Below are 12,774 nucleotides of genomic sequence, written 5' to 3'. Positions count from 1 at the left end.
AGAAGCATCTTTTATGGAGATCGCTCACCCAAACTCGTTGGTGTTGAAGCCATTTCCAAACGGAATAACTGTTTCCCTCGGCAAAATTGCCGAAAAGATTGAGTTTTCCCTTAAAGCGGTAGGCGTTGATTTTGACGCAATCGTTGTTCTCTTGGACAGAGAGAGAAGAGCCCTACCGGCAGCCGACATAGCTGTTGAATTACAGCAAAGATTGGCCGAGCTTTGCCCCGGGCGTTCCTTTGTCATTGGCGTCTCCGACATTCAGGTGGAAAACTGGATACTCGCGGATGTTGACAGGATGCGTGCCAGATTTGGGAACGAAGCCTATATATATGCTGGCGATGGGGTAGGCGGAAAGCGGCGGTTGGGCGAGCTGTCAGGCGGAGAGTCATTTTCGCCCCGCGCTAAGGCAGAATTGCTGAAATCCTGCAAAGCCAGTTCCATAAGGGCCTCCTCCGCGAGTTTCGATCGGTTCTGCGGCGCGGCCAACTTCGAATGGTTTTGGTTGGCCGCGTAACAGCGATCGAACCACGATGGGATGCCAAGGGGCTAACCTCCTGACCCTCCACCCGCTAAGGTGGGTGGAGGGGGCAGGACGACAATCAGTGGTGCGAGGTTGGCTTCGCCGAACCGGCCGTCGTCTTCAAGGGGCCGACCCAAGACCGCGCGGTCGGTGACCTAGGCCTGGGTCGCGCTGCACGGCTTCTGTCCCAACTGCGCCGCAGACCGCCTGCCGCGGTTACCGAACAATTCGCTCGTGGCTGGCTTCCGATGCGACGCCTGCGGCGAGGAATATGAGCTCAAAGCCCCGCCAGGGCTGGCTCGCGTTTAGTGGCTGCCGCAGGGTCTATCGATGGGAGCAGGGGGAGACGGGGGCGTCGCTGGCGCGGCAGTATGCCAGACTTACGTAATTTGGGGCCTGGCCAACCTGTGGCGGCGGCGGGCCTCCGAGGGATGGAACCGGGACAAGCACCGCACGCCCGATCCCCGGCCCGAGCCGGTCGAGGGCTGGGACCGCTGGGGCGAGCGCCGGCTGGAGTCGTTCGAGACCGAGCGGGAGGCGCAGCGGTTGCTGGCCCTGACCCTGGTCGAGATGCTGGACCGGGACACCTTGGAGGGCGCGCCTATGCAGGCGCCGACCTGGCACATCGGCTGGCTGATGACCCAGAGGGCGCGGCGGCGGCCGGATCTGGCCGAGGCGGATCGGGCCTGGGGGATGACCCGCCCGTGGGGCGCGTGCGTCTGGGACGAGGCCGGGGCGCTGCGCTCTCAGGGAGAGATCGACGCGCGGTTCCTGAGGCTGTGGCGCCAGGACTGGCGCGAGGAGCAGGGCCTGCCGGACGGCGCGGCGGAGGCCTGGCCGGTGGCGGCGGAGGCTTAGGCGCGGGACGCTCTCCGCCTCCTGGGCGGGACAGGCGCCGCGAGGCGCCAGAGGCGGGCCCGAAAGGGCCTGTCCTGACTTTGCTCGCCTCTACGCGCTGCGCGCGCCGTCTCCGCCCGGGAGGCGGAGAGCGAACCCGTCGGCTCGAAACTTTTTGCGCGCGGTCCGAGGCACGGCGGGGCGGGGGTTTGCGGGGCGTTCGGGGGCGTTTGCGCGCCTGGGTCGGCGGCCGGAGCAGAGTGGGGGGCGGCGAAGCGGGGAGCGGGTGATGAACGAGACGGCGCGGGCGCGCGATGCGACGCTGGCGGTGCTGGCCCAGGCGGCGATCGACTGGGCGGCGGAGCGGCGCGACGGGGGCCGGGTCGGGCGGCTGCGCGCCGAGCTGGACCGGCTGGAGCGCGGGCGGCGCGGCGCCGGGGCGGACGCGGCGGACGCTCCGGACGGATCGCACGCATCGGACGGTCTGGACGCATCGGACGCTTCGGACGGCGATTTTCACCGATGATCCCCAGGATTGGAACAAACCCGGAACATTTCGGCTGTTGCGGCGGCGCCCGGCGGCCTAGCGTGGGGTCATGCCCCGTTACCTGCATGTCCGCTGCATGGCCTGCCACCACGATGCGGCGATCTCGCCCTGGATGCTGAAGGACAAGCCCGTGCCGCCGCCGGGGCGGACGGGACGGTTCCGCTGTCGCTGCGGGGCGCGCGACGCCTGGGTGACGCATGAGGAGCGGCGGCCGAACCTCAATAATCCCTGCGGCTGGCTGTAACGCAGGGGAACCCTCGGGGGCGGCGGGCATTGGGCCTGCGACCCTTCCCTCCCCCGGAGAACCTCCCATGACCCAGACCGACTTCGAAGCCGAGACCGCCGCCAACACCCTGGTCCCCCGCGACCTGAACGGCGCCTCCGTCAAGACCCGCGCCCGCCGCGCCGCCGCTCGCGTGAAGGCCAAGGCCGAGGAAGGCGCCGAGGTGGTGAAGACCCAGGCCGTCGCCCTGCGTGACAAGGCCGCCGCCAATCCGAAGAAGACCGCCGCCATCGGCGCCGCCGTCACCGGCGTGCTGCTGTCGGCCGGCGCCGTGCTGTGGGTCGCCCTCAGCGACAGCCGCCGCAGCCGCGCCTTCGACGCCTTCCGCGCGCTGAAGTCGTCGGCCCTGCGCCGCTAGGCCGCCGCCTCGGACGGCGCCGGTGCGGCGTCGTCGATCCGCCACGGGGCCTGGCCCCGGCGGGCGTTGAAGCGCTGGAGGGCGATCCCCTCCAGCCGCTTTACTTCCGAGGCCAGCACGCTCTGGTCGGTCAGCCGGGCGACGTGCGCGGCCTGGCGCGCGGCGTAGGCGGCGCAGCCGGCCGGGTCGGCCGCCAGCTCGCTCAGGGTGGCGAAATAGGTCTCGACGTCGGCCAGCCGGTGCTCCGGCGGGATCAGGCCGCCCACGTCGCCGGCCTCCAGCGCCACCACCGCCGCGCCGCCCAGCATGGCGGTCACCGCCGTGTCGCCCCCGCCCCGCCGGAACGGGTTGGCGAACAGATCCACGGTGGTCATGAAGCCGGCCAGGTCGCGCTCGTATGGCTGATGGCTGAAGCGGTCGCCCAGAACCTGGGCGCAGGCCGAGCTCAACCATTCCGGCAGGGCCCCGACGACCCGCCAGTGCAGGCCGGGGTTGGCGGCCAGCTGGGCGCCCATGCCGTCCACGAAGGCCTGGTCGAAGTCCACCGCCAGCCGGTTGCCCACCGTGGCCACGACCACCTTGTCCGCCGGCAGGCCATACGCCTCGCGCCGGCCCTTAGGCGGGGCCTGCAGCGCCGGATTGTGCGGCCCGGCCAGCGCCTCGACATAACGGGCGGCAAAGCCCGCCGGCGCCCCCTCTTCGGCCCAGCGGCGGGCGATGTAGTCGGGGCGGTGATAGAACCAGTAGGCGTCGGCGTACTGCAACGGCGGCTGGTCCCCGCAGGCGTACATGGTCACCGGCCCCATCCGCGCCGCCAGCGCCAGATGCAGCCGGGCGGCGTAATCGCACCAGACATGGTGGATCGCCGGCCCCCGGTCGATCACGCTGGACCAGTGGTTTTCGCTGTCGGTCGGGATCAGCGCCACGCGCCCGGCGGCCGCGCCCAGGCGCTCGACCAGATAGGCCTTCATCGGCGCGGCGACCGGGCCGCTGTGGTAAAGATCCAGCTGCTCCACCTCCGGGTCGGCCAGGATCGCGGCGGTCAGGTCGGCCGCGCCCCGCGAGGGCGAATGGTGCGGCGACTGCAAGGCGGCGGTCCACAGCGTCCGGCGGCGCGGGGGGCTCGGCATCGGGGCGTTCGGGAAAGCCAGCGCGTCGAAGGTCGCGCCCGCCGATGCGCGCACGGCGCGGCCCAGGCGGGCCTGACGCGCGGCGTCCATCTGCGCTCCACACCACCAGACCAGCGACGACAGGTCGCCCGCCAGGACGGCCGTCTGCTGGCCCTTGGCGCCGTGCTCGGCGAAGCGCAGGGCGGTCTCGATCGCGCCGTCCAGATCGCGGCCCTCGAAGGCCGCCGCGCCCATCATCTGCACCCACCGCTGGGCGATGACGGCCAGGCCGCGCTCATAGCCCGGCTGGGCGTGGGACAGCAGCAAGTCCAGAAGGTTCATGCGCGGTGTCTCTCGGCTGGCGCGGCGGCGAGGTCGCGCAGGGTGTCGGCGAAATGGGCCACGCGGCCCTCGTTGTCGGCGAAGATGCGGTTGGCTGCGTCCAGGTCGTAGCGACGGCTGACCCGCTCGCAGATGGCGCGGTCCTCCTCGAACACCTGGCGGTTCATGCGCGCCGAGGAGGCCAGAAAGGCGTCGGCCGGCGCCTCCATCCCGGCCATGCGGCGGGCGCCCAGCATGCGGGTGGTGAAGCGGGTCTCGCGGCCACCTTCGCTCGGCATGAAGGTCTGCAAGGCGGCGGAATAGCCGAAGGTCGAGGAGACCATAGCGAAGGGGAAGACGTGGATGGAGCGGTATCCAGCGTGGGCGTTCGGCGCCTCGAAGAACCGGCCCATCGCCTGCAACCCCCGCGCGGTGCGAGCGGCGCCGACCTCGGCCGTATAGTCGCTGTTGGCGCCGTGCAGCCGCCACGTCTCGTCCTTGAGGCCCAGCGTGCCCAGCGACGTGCCGTGGATCGGCGCGACGTGATAGGTTTCCAGCGCGTTCTCGACCGCCACCCGCCAGTCGCAGTCCCAGGTTTCGGCGTGCAGATCGGCGCGGCGCTCGATGTCCTGGCCCATGCTGAGGAGGGGCTCGGCCAGGTCGCCCAGCTGGGCCGCCAGCGTCTGCGCTGGCTGGACGCCGACGAAGACCCAGGGGCCGTGACGTTCGATTTCAAAGCGGTTCAGCACCGCGCGCTCCAGGTCGCAGGCCTTGAAGCGGGCCGCTTGGGCGACCTTCACCGCGCCGTCCCGGATCCGCCAGGCGTGGTAGGGGCAGATGGCGGCGCCCTGGCCTGACGGGCCGTCGAAGAAGCGGCCGCCGCGATGCGGGCAGACGTTGTCGAAGGCCAGCAGCTTGCCGCCGTCGTTCATGACGACCAGTTCGCCCAGCGGCCAGTCGAAGCGCAGCCAGTCGCCGGGCTGGGCCAGCTCGGCCTCGTGCGCGATCAGGTGCCACCAGTCGGTGGCCAGCCGCTCGTTTGGGGTCATGACAGTCGCCTCGCGGGCTGAGCGTACATCACCGCGCGGGGCGGGACCGCGCGCACCACCACGCTGCCGGCGCCGATGCGGGCGTCGTCGCCGATCTCGACACCGGGCAGGACCCGCGCGCCCGAGCCGAAGAAGACGCGGTCGCCGACCTTCACGCCGCCGGTCAGGTCAACCTGGCTGGACAGGCAGCAGGCGGCGCCGACGCTGGCGTCATGGCCGACGGCCGAGAAGGTGTTGATCTGGGCCAGCTCGCCGGTCGTCGAGGCGTTGGCGGCGTAGGCGAAGGGGGCGAAGACGGCGCCCTCGCCGATGCGGGCGCCGGCCGAGATCCAGGCGCGGTCGTGCAGCAGGCGGGCGAAGCGGCCGCCCCGGTCCGTCAGCGCGGCGCCCAGCGTGGCGCGGGCGCCCGGGTCGGCGATGGCCATCGCCAGCGGCCGGTCGTCCGGTGTGTGATCCTGGATGGCGCCGAGCCACGGCAGGGGCGCGCCGAACGCGGCCATCGCCTCGCCGGTGTCGTCCAGATAGCCGACGAAGCGGTCGCCGCTAAGGGCCAGTTGCGGCGCGAACCACTCCAGCATCTCGCGGGCCAGGGCGCCGCCGCCGATCAGGATGTGGTCGGTCATGTCGCGGCGTATCCACCGTCGACGGCCCAGACGGCGCCGGTGACCCAGCGGGCCGCGTCGCTGAGCAGGAAGGCGACGGCGTTGGCCACGTCCTCGGCCCGGCCGAAGCCCAGCGGATGCGCCGCCTCATAGGCCGCCAGTGCCGGACCCGGCAGGGAGCGGCTGAGGCGGCTGTGCATCTCGGTCTCGACGCCGCCGGCGGCCACGGCATTGACGCGGATGCGGGGCGCCAGTTCGGCGGCGAGGCCCAGGGTCAGGCCTTCGACCGCCGCCTTGGCCGCGCTGTAGGCCGCCATGCCCGCCTGACCGCGACGCGCGGCGGCGGAGGACAGGAAGACGATGCTGGCCCCGTCCTTCATGACGCCCGACTTGCCCGCCGCACGGGCGAGGCCGAGGCCGCCGTTAACGGCCGCGCCCATGACGGCGGCGACGTTGCGAGCCTTTGTCAGGCGGATCGGCAGGATCAGTTCGGCGCCCGCCGCATGGACGGCGCCGTCTAGACCGCCGGCCTCGGTCGCCAGCGTCGAGATCGCCTCGGCGGCCGCATCGGCGTCGGCCAGATCGGCGGCGCGGGCCAGATGCCTCTCCCCCGTCAGCAGCGCCAGCGTCTCGTCCAGCCGTCCTTCGTCACGGCCAAGCGCGATGACACGCGCGCCCAGCGAGGCGCACAGCACCGCCGTTGCCCGCCCGAGGCCGGAGGAGGCGCCGGTCACCAGCAGGGTGCGGCCGGTCAGGGCGTCGGGGGCAAAGGTCGTCATGCCGCGATGGTCTCGGCGACCGCGAGCGGCTCGAGGTCGAGCAGCGCCGCACCCCACGACAGGCCGACGCCGAACCCGGCGGCGACCAGACGGGTCGGCTCGGACGTCAGGCGCGCCGACAGGTCTGTGGTCATCAGCAGCGGGATCGACGACATCGACGTATTGCCGAACCGGTCGATGTTCACCGGCGCCGCCTCGGGCGCCAGCTTCAGCTTGCGGATCAGGTTCTGGATGATGAAGCGGTTGGCCTGATGGAAGGCGTAGGCGTCGATCGAGGCCGGATCGTCGCCGGCCAGCACGTCGGTCACCATCGCGGGCACGGCGCGCAGGGTGAAGGCGAAGACCTCCGGCCCGGCCATCTCCAGCCGCTCCATCTCGCCCGGCGCGCGGAAACCGCCGCCCGTCACGACGATGGCGCCCGCGCCCTTGCCGTCCGAGCGCAGGACGAAGCGCATGGGTTTGGCGGTCGGATCCGCCTCGATGGCCGTGGCCGTACCGGCGTCGCCGAACAGCATGACGGTCCCCCGGTCGTCGGGGCCGAGCAGAGGGCTGATGGTGTCGCCAGCGCAGAGCAGGACCCGCTTGCGGCCCGACTGGACCATGATGGCGGCCAGCCACAGGCCGTAGGTGTAGCCGGAACAGCCCAAGCCCACGTCAAAGGCGGCGCACTCCACCGGCAGGCCCAGACGGCCGTGCAGCAGCAGGGCCCCCGCCGGCATCCGCTGGTCCGGGGTCTGGGTGACGAAGATCAGGGCGTCCACGCTCTCGGGCGCCCAGTCCAGCGCGGTCAGCAGGCGGCTGGCCGCGTCGAAGCACAGGTCGGCCGCCGTCTGGCCCTCCTTGACCCAATGGCGCGCCTCGACGCCCGTCATCTTTGCGACCTCCGCCACCGCCTCGGCGCAGAAGCGATCCTCGAAGCGGGCGTTGGGGATCGCCGGCCCCGGCACGGCCGAGACCACGCCGCGCAAGGCGACGCCGTCGACGGTCGTGACCGGACCTGAACTCACGCGGCCTGACCGAGCGCCAGGACCTCCAGATCGGCGACGGTGCGCGCCTCGGCCAGGGCGGCGCCCTCGACCAGACGGCCGTAGCATTCGTCGATCAGGGCCAGGGTCGAAACGATGGCCAGGCTGTCCCAGTTGTGGGCGACCAGATCGAAGTCGGAGGTGATCTCGACGGCGTCGACCTCGAAGATCTCGGCCAGGCCTTCACGAAACGCGGACATGGGACTTCCTCTGCTTACAGGGTGATGTCGGCGCAGGCCCAGGACAGGCCTACGCCGAAACCGACGATCAGGATGCGGCGCGGGCGGTCGGAGACCGGCAGGCGCGACAGGGCGATGGGGATGCTGGCGCCGACGGTGTTGCCCATGCTCTCGACGTCGACGACGAAGCGCTCATGCGGCACGCCGAGGCGGCGGCGCAGGCTGTCCAGCACCAGGCGGCTGGCCTGATGCGGCACGACCAGATCGAAGTCGTCAAGGGCCGCGCCGGTCTGGTCCAGCAGGCGCGCGACGGCGGCCGGGGCCTCCTTCAGGGCGAAGGCCATGACGGCCGCCCCGTCCATGTGGAGGTGGGACGATCCCGCGGGTTCGCGCGCGCCGCCGCCCGGCACGATCAGCTTCGTCGCGCCTGATCCGTCGGAGCCGTAGACCGCCGCGCCGATGCGGCCGGGATTGTCGTTGGCCGTCTCGATCAAGGTGGCCGCCGCGCCGTCGCCGAACAGGGCGCGCACCGACAGGTCGTCTTCTCTTAGCAGGGTCGAGTAGGCGTCGGCATTCAGCAGCAGCACGCGCCGCGCCTGCCCCGTCTCGACCAGACCTCGCGCGACGCCCAGGCCGTAGACGAAGCCCGAGCAGCCGATGCTCATGTCGAAGGCACCCGCATGGGTCGGCAGGCCTAGCCTGTGCTGCAGCACGCAGGCGGTGGCGGGCAGGCGGTAATCCGGCGTCTGGGAGCAGAAGATCAGGTGGTCGATGTCGGCCGGATCGATGCCCTCGGCCGCGAACAGGCGGCGCGCGGCGGCCTCGGCCAGATCGCCGGCCGTCTCGCCGTCGGCGACGATGCGGCGGGTCGCGACGCCGGTCTTGTCGAGGATTTTCTCCGGGGTCCAGCCAGCCGACAGCGACGCCAGTTCGACGTTGTCCAGCACCCGCTCGGGCAGGTGATAGGCGATGCCCCGGATGCGGGCTGGCGACATGGAGACTCCCTCGCCTCCAGCCTTAAGGGCGCGGCCGTTACCCGCGCGTTAACCATAGGCCTTAATCGCTCAGAGCCGGTCGAGAGCCTGACTGAGCGAGGACGCGAGGTGATCCACCTCGGCGTCGCTCATGGTCGAATAGAAGGGCACGCCCAACTGGGACCGGGCCAAGGCATCGGTGACGGGCACGGCGGCGCGCTCGTACTCGGCGAAGGCCGGCTCGCGGTGGCAGCCCTCGCCCCACCAGCGGCGGGTAGCGACGCCGGCCTCGGCCAGGGTGTCGGCCAGGGTCGCCGCCGATCCGGCGGGAAGATCGACGACGCAGACGCTGGATACCCAGGTCAGTCCCCAGCCCGGCTGGAACGCCGCATCCGGGCGACCCATCAGCGCGAGGCGCAGCCGCTGGGCCACGCGCATGTACCGCTCGCGCACGCCCGGCCAGCCGTCCAGAGCGGCCAGGCCGACGGCGGCGGCGTATTCGCTGAGCTTGGCGTTGGTGGAGGCGATGGTCGCCACCCGGTCACCCATGAAGCCGAAGCCGGTCATGCGGCGCACGGCCTCGTTCAGCACCGGATCGCGGCTGACGAAGAAGCCCCCTTCCCCCACCCCCAGCGCCTTGGTGGCGTGCAGGCTGACCACCGCCGGCAGCGGTCCACGGTCCAGAACGTCGAAGGCGGCGGCGGCGTCGATAAGGACCTTCACCCCGGTACGCGCCTGGAACAAAACCCAGGCGTCCAGGTCGATCGGGGCGCCGTGGGCCATGACGGGAATGACGGCGTCGACCGGGCCGGGCGCGTCAGCGAGCGCGCTCTCTGTCGCCAGCGGATCCAGCATGCTGGTGGCGGGATCGACATCGATCAACCAGGGCCGGTAGCCGGCCCAGAGCACGGCGTGGGCCGTGGCGACGAAGGTCCAGGCGGGAATGGCGACGCGGGCGCCGGGCTGAAGTCCCATCGCCTTCAGCGCCAGGCCGATGGCCAGGGTGGCGTTGCCGGCGGTGACGACCTGGGCGCCGTCGCTGAAGCGAGCCTGAAGGCGCGCTTCGAACTGCATCAGCAGCGGGCCGAAGTTGGAGTACCAGCCGGCGGCGTCCATCGCCTGCAGATAGGGCAGCACCTGCTCGGCGCGTGGCATGGTCGGGCGGCTGACCGGCAAGCTGTTGGGCGCCGGCGCGACGGGGGCGGCGGGGAGGACCGCGAGCTTGCGGGCGGAAGCGGGCATGGCGGACGCCTGACGACAGAGGCCGTCAGGGAACGCCCGCCATGGTTAAGGCCGTCTTTCTTGAGGCCCTGGCCGCCCCGGAGCGGCCCAGAAGCGGCCCAGTTCCCTATCGGGGCAGGCGCGCAGCCTCGTCCGGCGTCAACTGGCGCACGATCTGGACGCGGCAAACCTGGGTCCGGGTGTCCTGCAGGGCCAGGTGGCCGCGATCGCCGACGCACAGCCGGTCGCCCGGCCCCATGTCGCCGCGCAGCCCGATCGACAGGGCGAAGTCCAGGCCGTTGCAGTTGCCGAACGAGCGCAGCTCGTAGGTCGGGCCACGGCGGTCCGTGACGTAGATGGTGCGATCGCCGCCCTGACGGAAATCGGTCGCCAGCGCGGTGTCCAGGCACTGGCTGGCCGACGTGCGCGACATCATCGGATCGCCTCCGCCGCCGGTCGGCGCGCAGGCGGCGAGGCCGGCGGCGGCCGCCGTGATCAGAACCAGAGCCCGCATGACGTTTCCCTTTGTGCTCGAGGCCGCGACGCGCGGCCTGCCGCGATGTTGCGCGACAAGCCTTTAGCTACGGTCCCCGCGCGCGGCGGGATGCCCTCAGCGCTGGGCCGGAGGCGCCGCCGCCGCGGCGACGGTCGTCAGGGTGCAGCCGCCCACCACGCGGGTGGCGTCCACGCAGGCCCAGCTCTGGGCCAGGGCGCCGTTGGTGTCGATGCGCGCGATCAAGCCGTCGGCGCCCGTGCACTTGGCTTCGTAGAAGCGGCCCGAAGCGTTGCGACCAAGGTATTTGGCCTGTTCGACCGTGCAGGCCGGGGTCTCGCCCGAGGCCAGCCACGCCTGCAGCGTCGCGACCTGTTCGGCGGGGGTGGTGAAGCCGCAGGTGCGGCCCGCCTTGACGATCTCGAAGCATTCGATCTTCGTCGCGTCGCCGCCCGTCTGAGTGACTTCGACCCAGGCGCCGTCCGCGTTGGCGCAGCCGACCTCGAACCGGTCCTTGCCGTCCGGGTTACGGCCGACCCAGGTGACCTGATCCACGGTGCATTTCACGCCCGCGGCCTGGGCGAAAGGTGCGATCTGGGCCACCGCATTCTGGTTGGCCGGCAAGGCGCAGGTGACCAGGGTGGATGTGGGATCCTCTGCCTTGGCCCTCTCGGCGTTGGTGGCCATGACCAGGCAGTTGAACGCGGTCGGCGGCGTGCCCGGCGCGATGACGTAGCCGACGCCGGTGTCGCACGTAACCTCGTAGGCCTCGCCCGCCCCGGTGTCGCCCAGCGCATTGGCGCCCGACAGATTGCAGGTCAGGCCGGCGGCCTGGGCCTGGGCCGTCGCGGCGGCGGTGACGTCGACCGGTTGAGCGGTTTCGGTGGTCGCGGCGGCGGCGCGCGGGGTGCGCCGGTTCGCGGTGTTGCGGACAGCCTCGTCGTCCGTGCGCGCACGCTCCCGATCCACAGAGCCGCCCCTGGAATCGCCGACCCCGGGCGCGGGGCCCATGGGGGTGCCGCCCTGCCAGGCCATGGCCGGAGCGGCCATCGTGGACAGAGCCATCACGGCCGCCAGGGCCAGGCTGCGAATGTTCATCGACGTTTCCTCGTTGGTTGGCGAAGGTTTCCGCCCGCGCGCGGATTTGGTCAAGCGGCGGTTCGAGGCTTCAGCCGCGGCAGGACCAGGAAGATCGACAGTCCCGCCACCGTCAGGCAGGCGGCCAGGAACAGCATGGGCGTCAGGTCGCTGCCGCTGGCCTCCTTGATGGCGGGCACGGCGGTCTGTGCGACGAAGCCGCCCAGGTTTCCGATCGAGTTGATGGCCGCGATCCCTGCCGCCGCTCCGGCCCCGCGCAGGAAGGTCGGCGGCAAGCTCCAGAACATCGGCTGGGCGCAGAAGATGGCGGGCGCGGCGACGCACAGCAGGGCGAATTTGGCGGCGTTGCCGGGGACCAGCACGCTGAGGATCAGGGCGGCCGCACCGACGAACGCAGGCCCGGCGATGAACCAGCTCTGCACCTTGGTCGTCTGCTGCATCTTCGCGGCGATGCGCGGCAGCATCCACAGGGCCAGGGCGACGATCAGCCAGGGGATTACGTTGATGGCGCCGTTCTGGGCGTTCGAGGCGCCGAAGCCCTTCACCACCGTCGGCAGCCAGTAGCTGAGGCCGTAGGCGGCAAGCGGGAAGCCGACGTACATGGCCGCCAGCATCAGCACCCGCCTGTCCAGCATGGCGCGCCAGCTGTCGGCGCCGGCGTGCGTATGGGCGGCGTGTTCATCGGCCAGATCCTCTGCCACCGACGCCTTCTGCTCCGGCGTCAGCCAGCGTGCGTCCTGCGGGCCGCTGGGCAGGCGCCACAGGACGTAGGGGGCCAGGGCGACCGCAGGGATGCCGGTCGCGACGAACACCCACTGCCAGCCCTGAAGGCCGAGCACGCCGTCCAGACCCAGCAGCAGGCCGCCGGCCAGGGCGCCGACCGCATTGGCGAAGGCGCTGGCCACCATGAAGGCGCCGACCATCCGCCCGCGGTGCGACTGCGGATACCAGAGGGTCAGGACATAGAGGACGCCGGGGAAGAAGCCCGCCTCGCACACGCCCAGCAGGAAGCGCAGGGCGTAGAACATCAGCGGACTGTTGGTGAAGCCCAGCAGGATCGTCACCACGCCCCAGCTGGCCATGATGCGGGTGAACCAGACGCGGGCGCCGACGCGGGCCAGGATCAGGTTGGCCGGCGCCTCGAACAGGAAGTAGCCGATGAAGAACAGCGACGCGCCCAGGCCGTAGACCGCCTCGCTCATACCCAGGGCGTCGGCCATTTCCAGCTTGGCGTAGGAGACGTTCTGCCGGTCGATGTAGGCGATCAGGTACATCAGGCAGAACAGCGGCATCAGCCGCGCCGTGATGACCTTGAGCGCGCCGCTGCGGCCGGATGCTGTGTCGTCAGACCGCATGTCTTCTCCCCGTCGGCGTCT

The 12,774-nt window shown here is 71.2% G+C and carries 17 protein-coding genes; 6 read left to right on the top strand and 11 right to left on the bottom strand.

Translation table 11 applies throughout. The features are described 5' to 3' along the window. Nucleotides 1-13 precede the first annotated feature (13 nt). The 6 genes from ASG17_RS15400 to ASG17_RS05025 all read left to right on the top strand — a co-directional run bounded on the left by ASG17_RS15400 (nt 14) and on the right by ASG17_RS05025 (nt 2,548). Entirely contained in the window at nt 14-517 is a 504-nt protein-coding gene (locus tag ASG17_RS15400) for a hypothetical protein (RefSeq protein WP_156367731.1), read from the top strand. A 177-nt stretch (nt 518-694) separates the two neighbouring features. Beyond that, nucleotides 695-832 (top strand): DpnI domain-containing protein, encoded by a 138-nt coding sequence (locus ASG17_RS16020; protein WP_082496200.1) that lies wholly within the window; start codon nt 695-697, stop codon nt 830-832. 21 nt (nt 833-853) lie between these two features. Further along, nucleotides 854-1,381: a hypothetical protein gene (locus ASG17_RS05040; protein WP_056100051.1), complete on the top strand. Its 528-nt coding sequence runs from the start codon at nt 854-856 to the stop codon at nt 1,379-1,381. A gap of 268 nt (nt 1,382-1,649) precedes the next feature. Continuing rightward, nucleotides 1,650-1,886, top strand: a complete 237-nt coding sequence (locus ASG17_RS05035; protein ID WP_056100048.1) for a hypothetical protein — start codon at nt 1,650-1,652, stop codon at nt 1,884-1,886. Between the two features lie 70 nt (nt 1,887-1,956). Then, nucleotides 1,957-2,151: a hypothetical protein gene (locus tag ASG17_RS05030; protein WP_056100046.1), complete on the top strand. Its 195-nt coding sequence runs from the start codon at nt 1,957-1,959 to the stop codon at nt 2,149-2,151. A gap of 67 nt (nt 2,152-2,218) precedes the next feature. Further along, complete coding sequence (locus tag ASG17_RS05025) at nt 2,219-2,548, top strand: hypothetical protein (protein ID WP_056100043.1); 330 nt, start codon at nt 2,219-2,221, stop codon at nt 2,546-2,548. Here the strand turns inward: ASG17_RS05025 and ASG17_RS05020 are convergent. The 11 genes from ASG17_RS05020 to ASG17_RS04970 form a co-directional block, all read right to left on the bottom strand. Next, entirely contained in the window at nt 2,545-3,999 is a 1,455-nt protein-coding gene (locus ASG17_RS05020; protein ID WP_056100040.1) for a hypothetical protein, read from the bottom strand. The two genes, ASG17_RS05025 and ASG17_RS05020, sit on opposite strands and share 4 nt — an antisense overlap. Next, the gene (locus ASG17_RS05015; RefSeq protein WP_056100038.1) at nt 3,996-5,027 is read right to left on the bottom strand and encodes an aromatic ring-hydroxylating dioxygenase subunit alpha; all 1,032 of its coding nucleotides are present in this window, start codon (nt 5,025-5,027) and stop codon (nt 3,996-3,998) included. The genes ASG17_RS05020 and ASG17_RS05015 overlap by 4 nt, the downstream gene beginning before the upstream one ends. Continuing rightward, nucleotides 5,024-5,650, bottom strand: a complete 627-nt coding sequence (locus ASG17_RS05010) for a DapH/DapD/GlmU-related protein (RefSeq protein WP_056100035.1) — start codon at nt 5,648-5,650, stop codon at nt 5,024-5,026. Before ASG17_RS05010 ends, ASG17_RS05015 begins: the two co-directional genes overlap by 4 nt. Next, nucleotides 5,647-6,408, bottom strand: a complete 762-nt coding sequence (locus ASG17_RS05005; protein WP_056100032.1) for an SDR family NAD(P)-dependent oxidoreductase — start codon at nt 6,406-6,408, stop codon at nt 5,647-5,649. The genes ASG17_RS05010 and ASG17_RS05005 overlap by 4 nt, the downstream gene beginning before the upstream one ends. After that, nucleotides 6,405-7,415, bottom strand: a complete 1,011-nt coding sequence (locus tag ASG17_RS05000) for a ketoacyl-ACP synthase III (protein ID WP_056100030.1) — start codon at nt 7,413-7,415, stop codon at nt 6,405-6,407. The genes ASG17_RS05005 and ASG17_RS05000 overlap by 4 nt, the downstream gene beginning before the upstream one ends. Then, the gene (locus ASG17_RS04995) at nt 7,412-7,633 is read right to left on the bottom strand and encodes a phosphopantetheine-binding protein (protein WP_056100027.1); all 222 of its coding nucleotides are present in this window, start codon (nt 7,631-7,633) and stop codon (nt 7,412-7,414) included. Before ASG17_RS04995 ends, ASG17_RS05000 begins: the two co-directional genes overlap by 4 nt. Nucleotides 7,634-7,647: 14 nt before the next feature. After that, nucleotides 7,648-8,607, bottom strand: coding sequence for a 3-oxoacyl-ACP synthase III family protein (locus tag ASG17_RS04990; RefSeq protein WP_056100024.1), 960 nt, complete (start codon nt 8,605-8,607; stop codon nt 7,648-7,650). Nucleotides 8,608-8,676: 69 nt separating this feature from the next. Next, entirely contained in the window at nt 8,677-9,828 is a 1,152-nt protein-coding gene (locus ASG17_RS04985) for a DegT/DnrJ/EryC1/StrS aminotransferase family protein (RefSeq protein ID WP_082496120.1), read from the bottom strand. Between the two features lie 106 nt (nt 9,829-9,934). After that, nucleotides 9,935-10,321 carry a DUF6491 family protein gene (locus ASG17_RS04980; protein WP_056100021.1) on the bottom strand — a complete coding sequence of 129 codons (387 nt, stop codon included), beginning with the start codon at nt 10,319-10,321 and terminating at the stop codon, nt 9,935-9,937. Between the two features lie 96 nt (nt 10,322-10,417). Then, nucleotides 10,418-11,398, bottom strand: coding sequence for a hypothetical protein (locus ASG17_RS04975; protein WP_056100018.1), 981 nt, complete (start codon nt 11,396-11,398; stop codon nt 10,418-10,420). A gap of 50 nt (nt 11,399-11,448) precedes the next feature. Continuing rightward, on the bottom strand, nt 11,449-12,753 hold the full coding sequence (locus ASG17_RS04970) for an MFS transporter (protein WP_056100015.1): 1,305 nt from the start codon (nt 12,751-12,753) through the stop codon (nt 11,449-11,451). Between the last annotated feature and the right edge of the window lie 21 nt (nt 12,754-12,774).

Origin of the sequence: Brevundimonas sp. Leaf363, assembly GCF_001424025.1 — a bacterium.
Classification (GTDB): domain Bacteria; phylum Pseudomonadota; class Alphaproteobacteria; order Caulobacterales; family Caulobacteraceae; genus Brevundimonas.
Note: the sequence above shows the minus strand (reverse complement) of the source record. Positions and strands in the feature narration are given on the sequence as shown.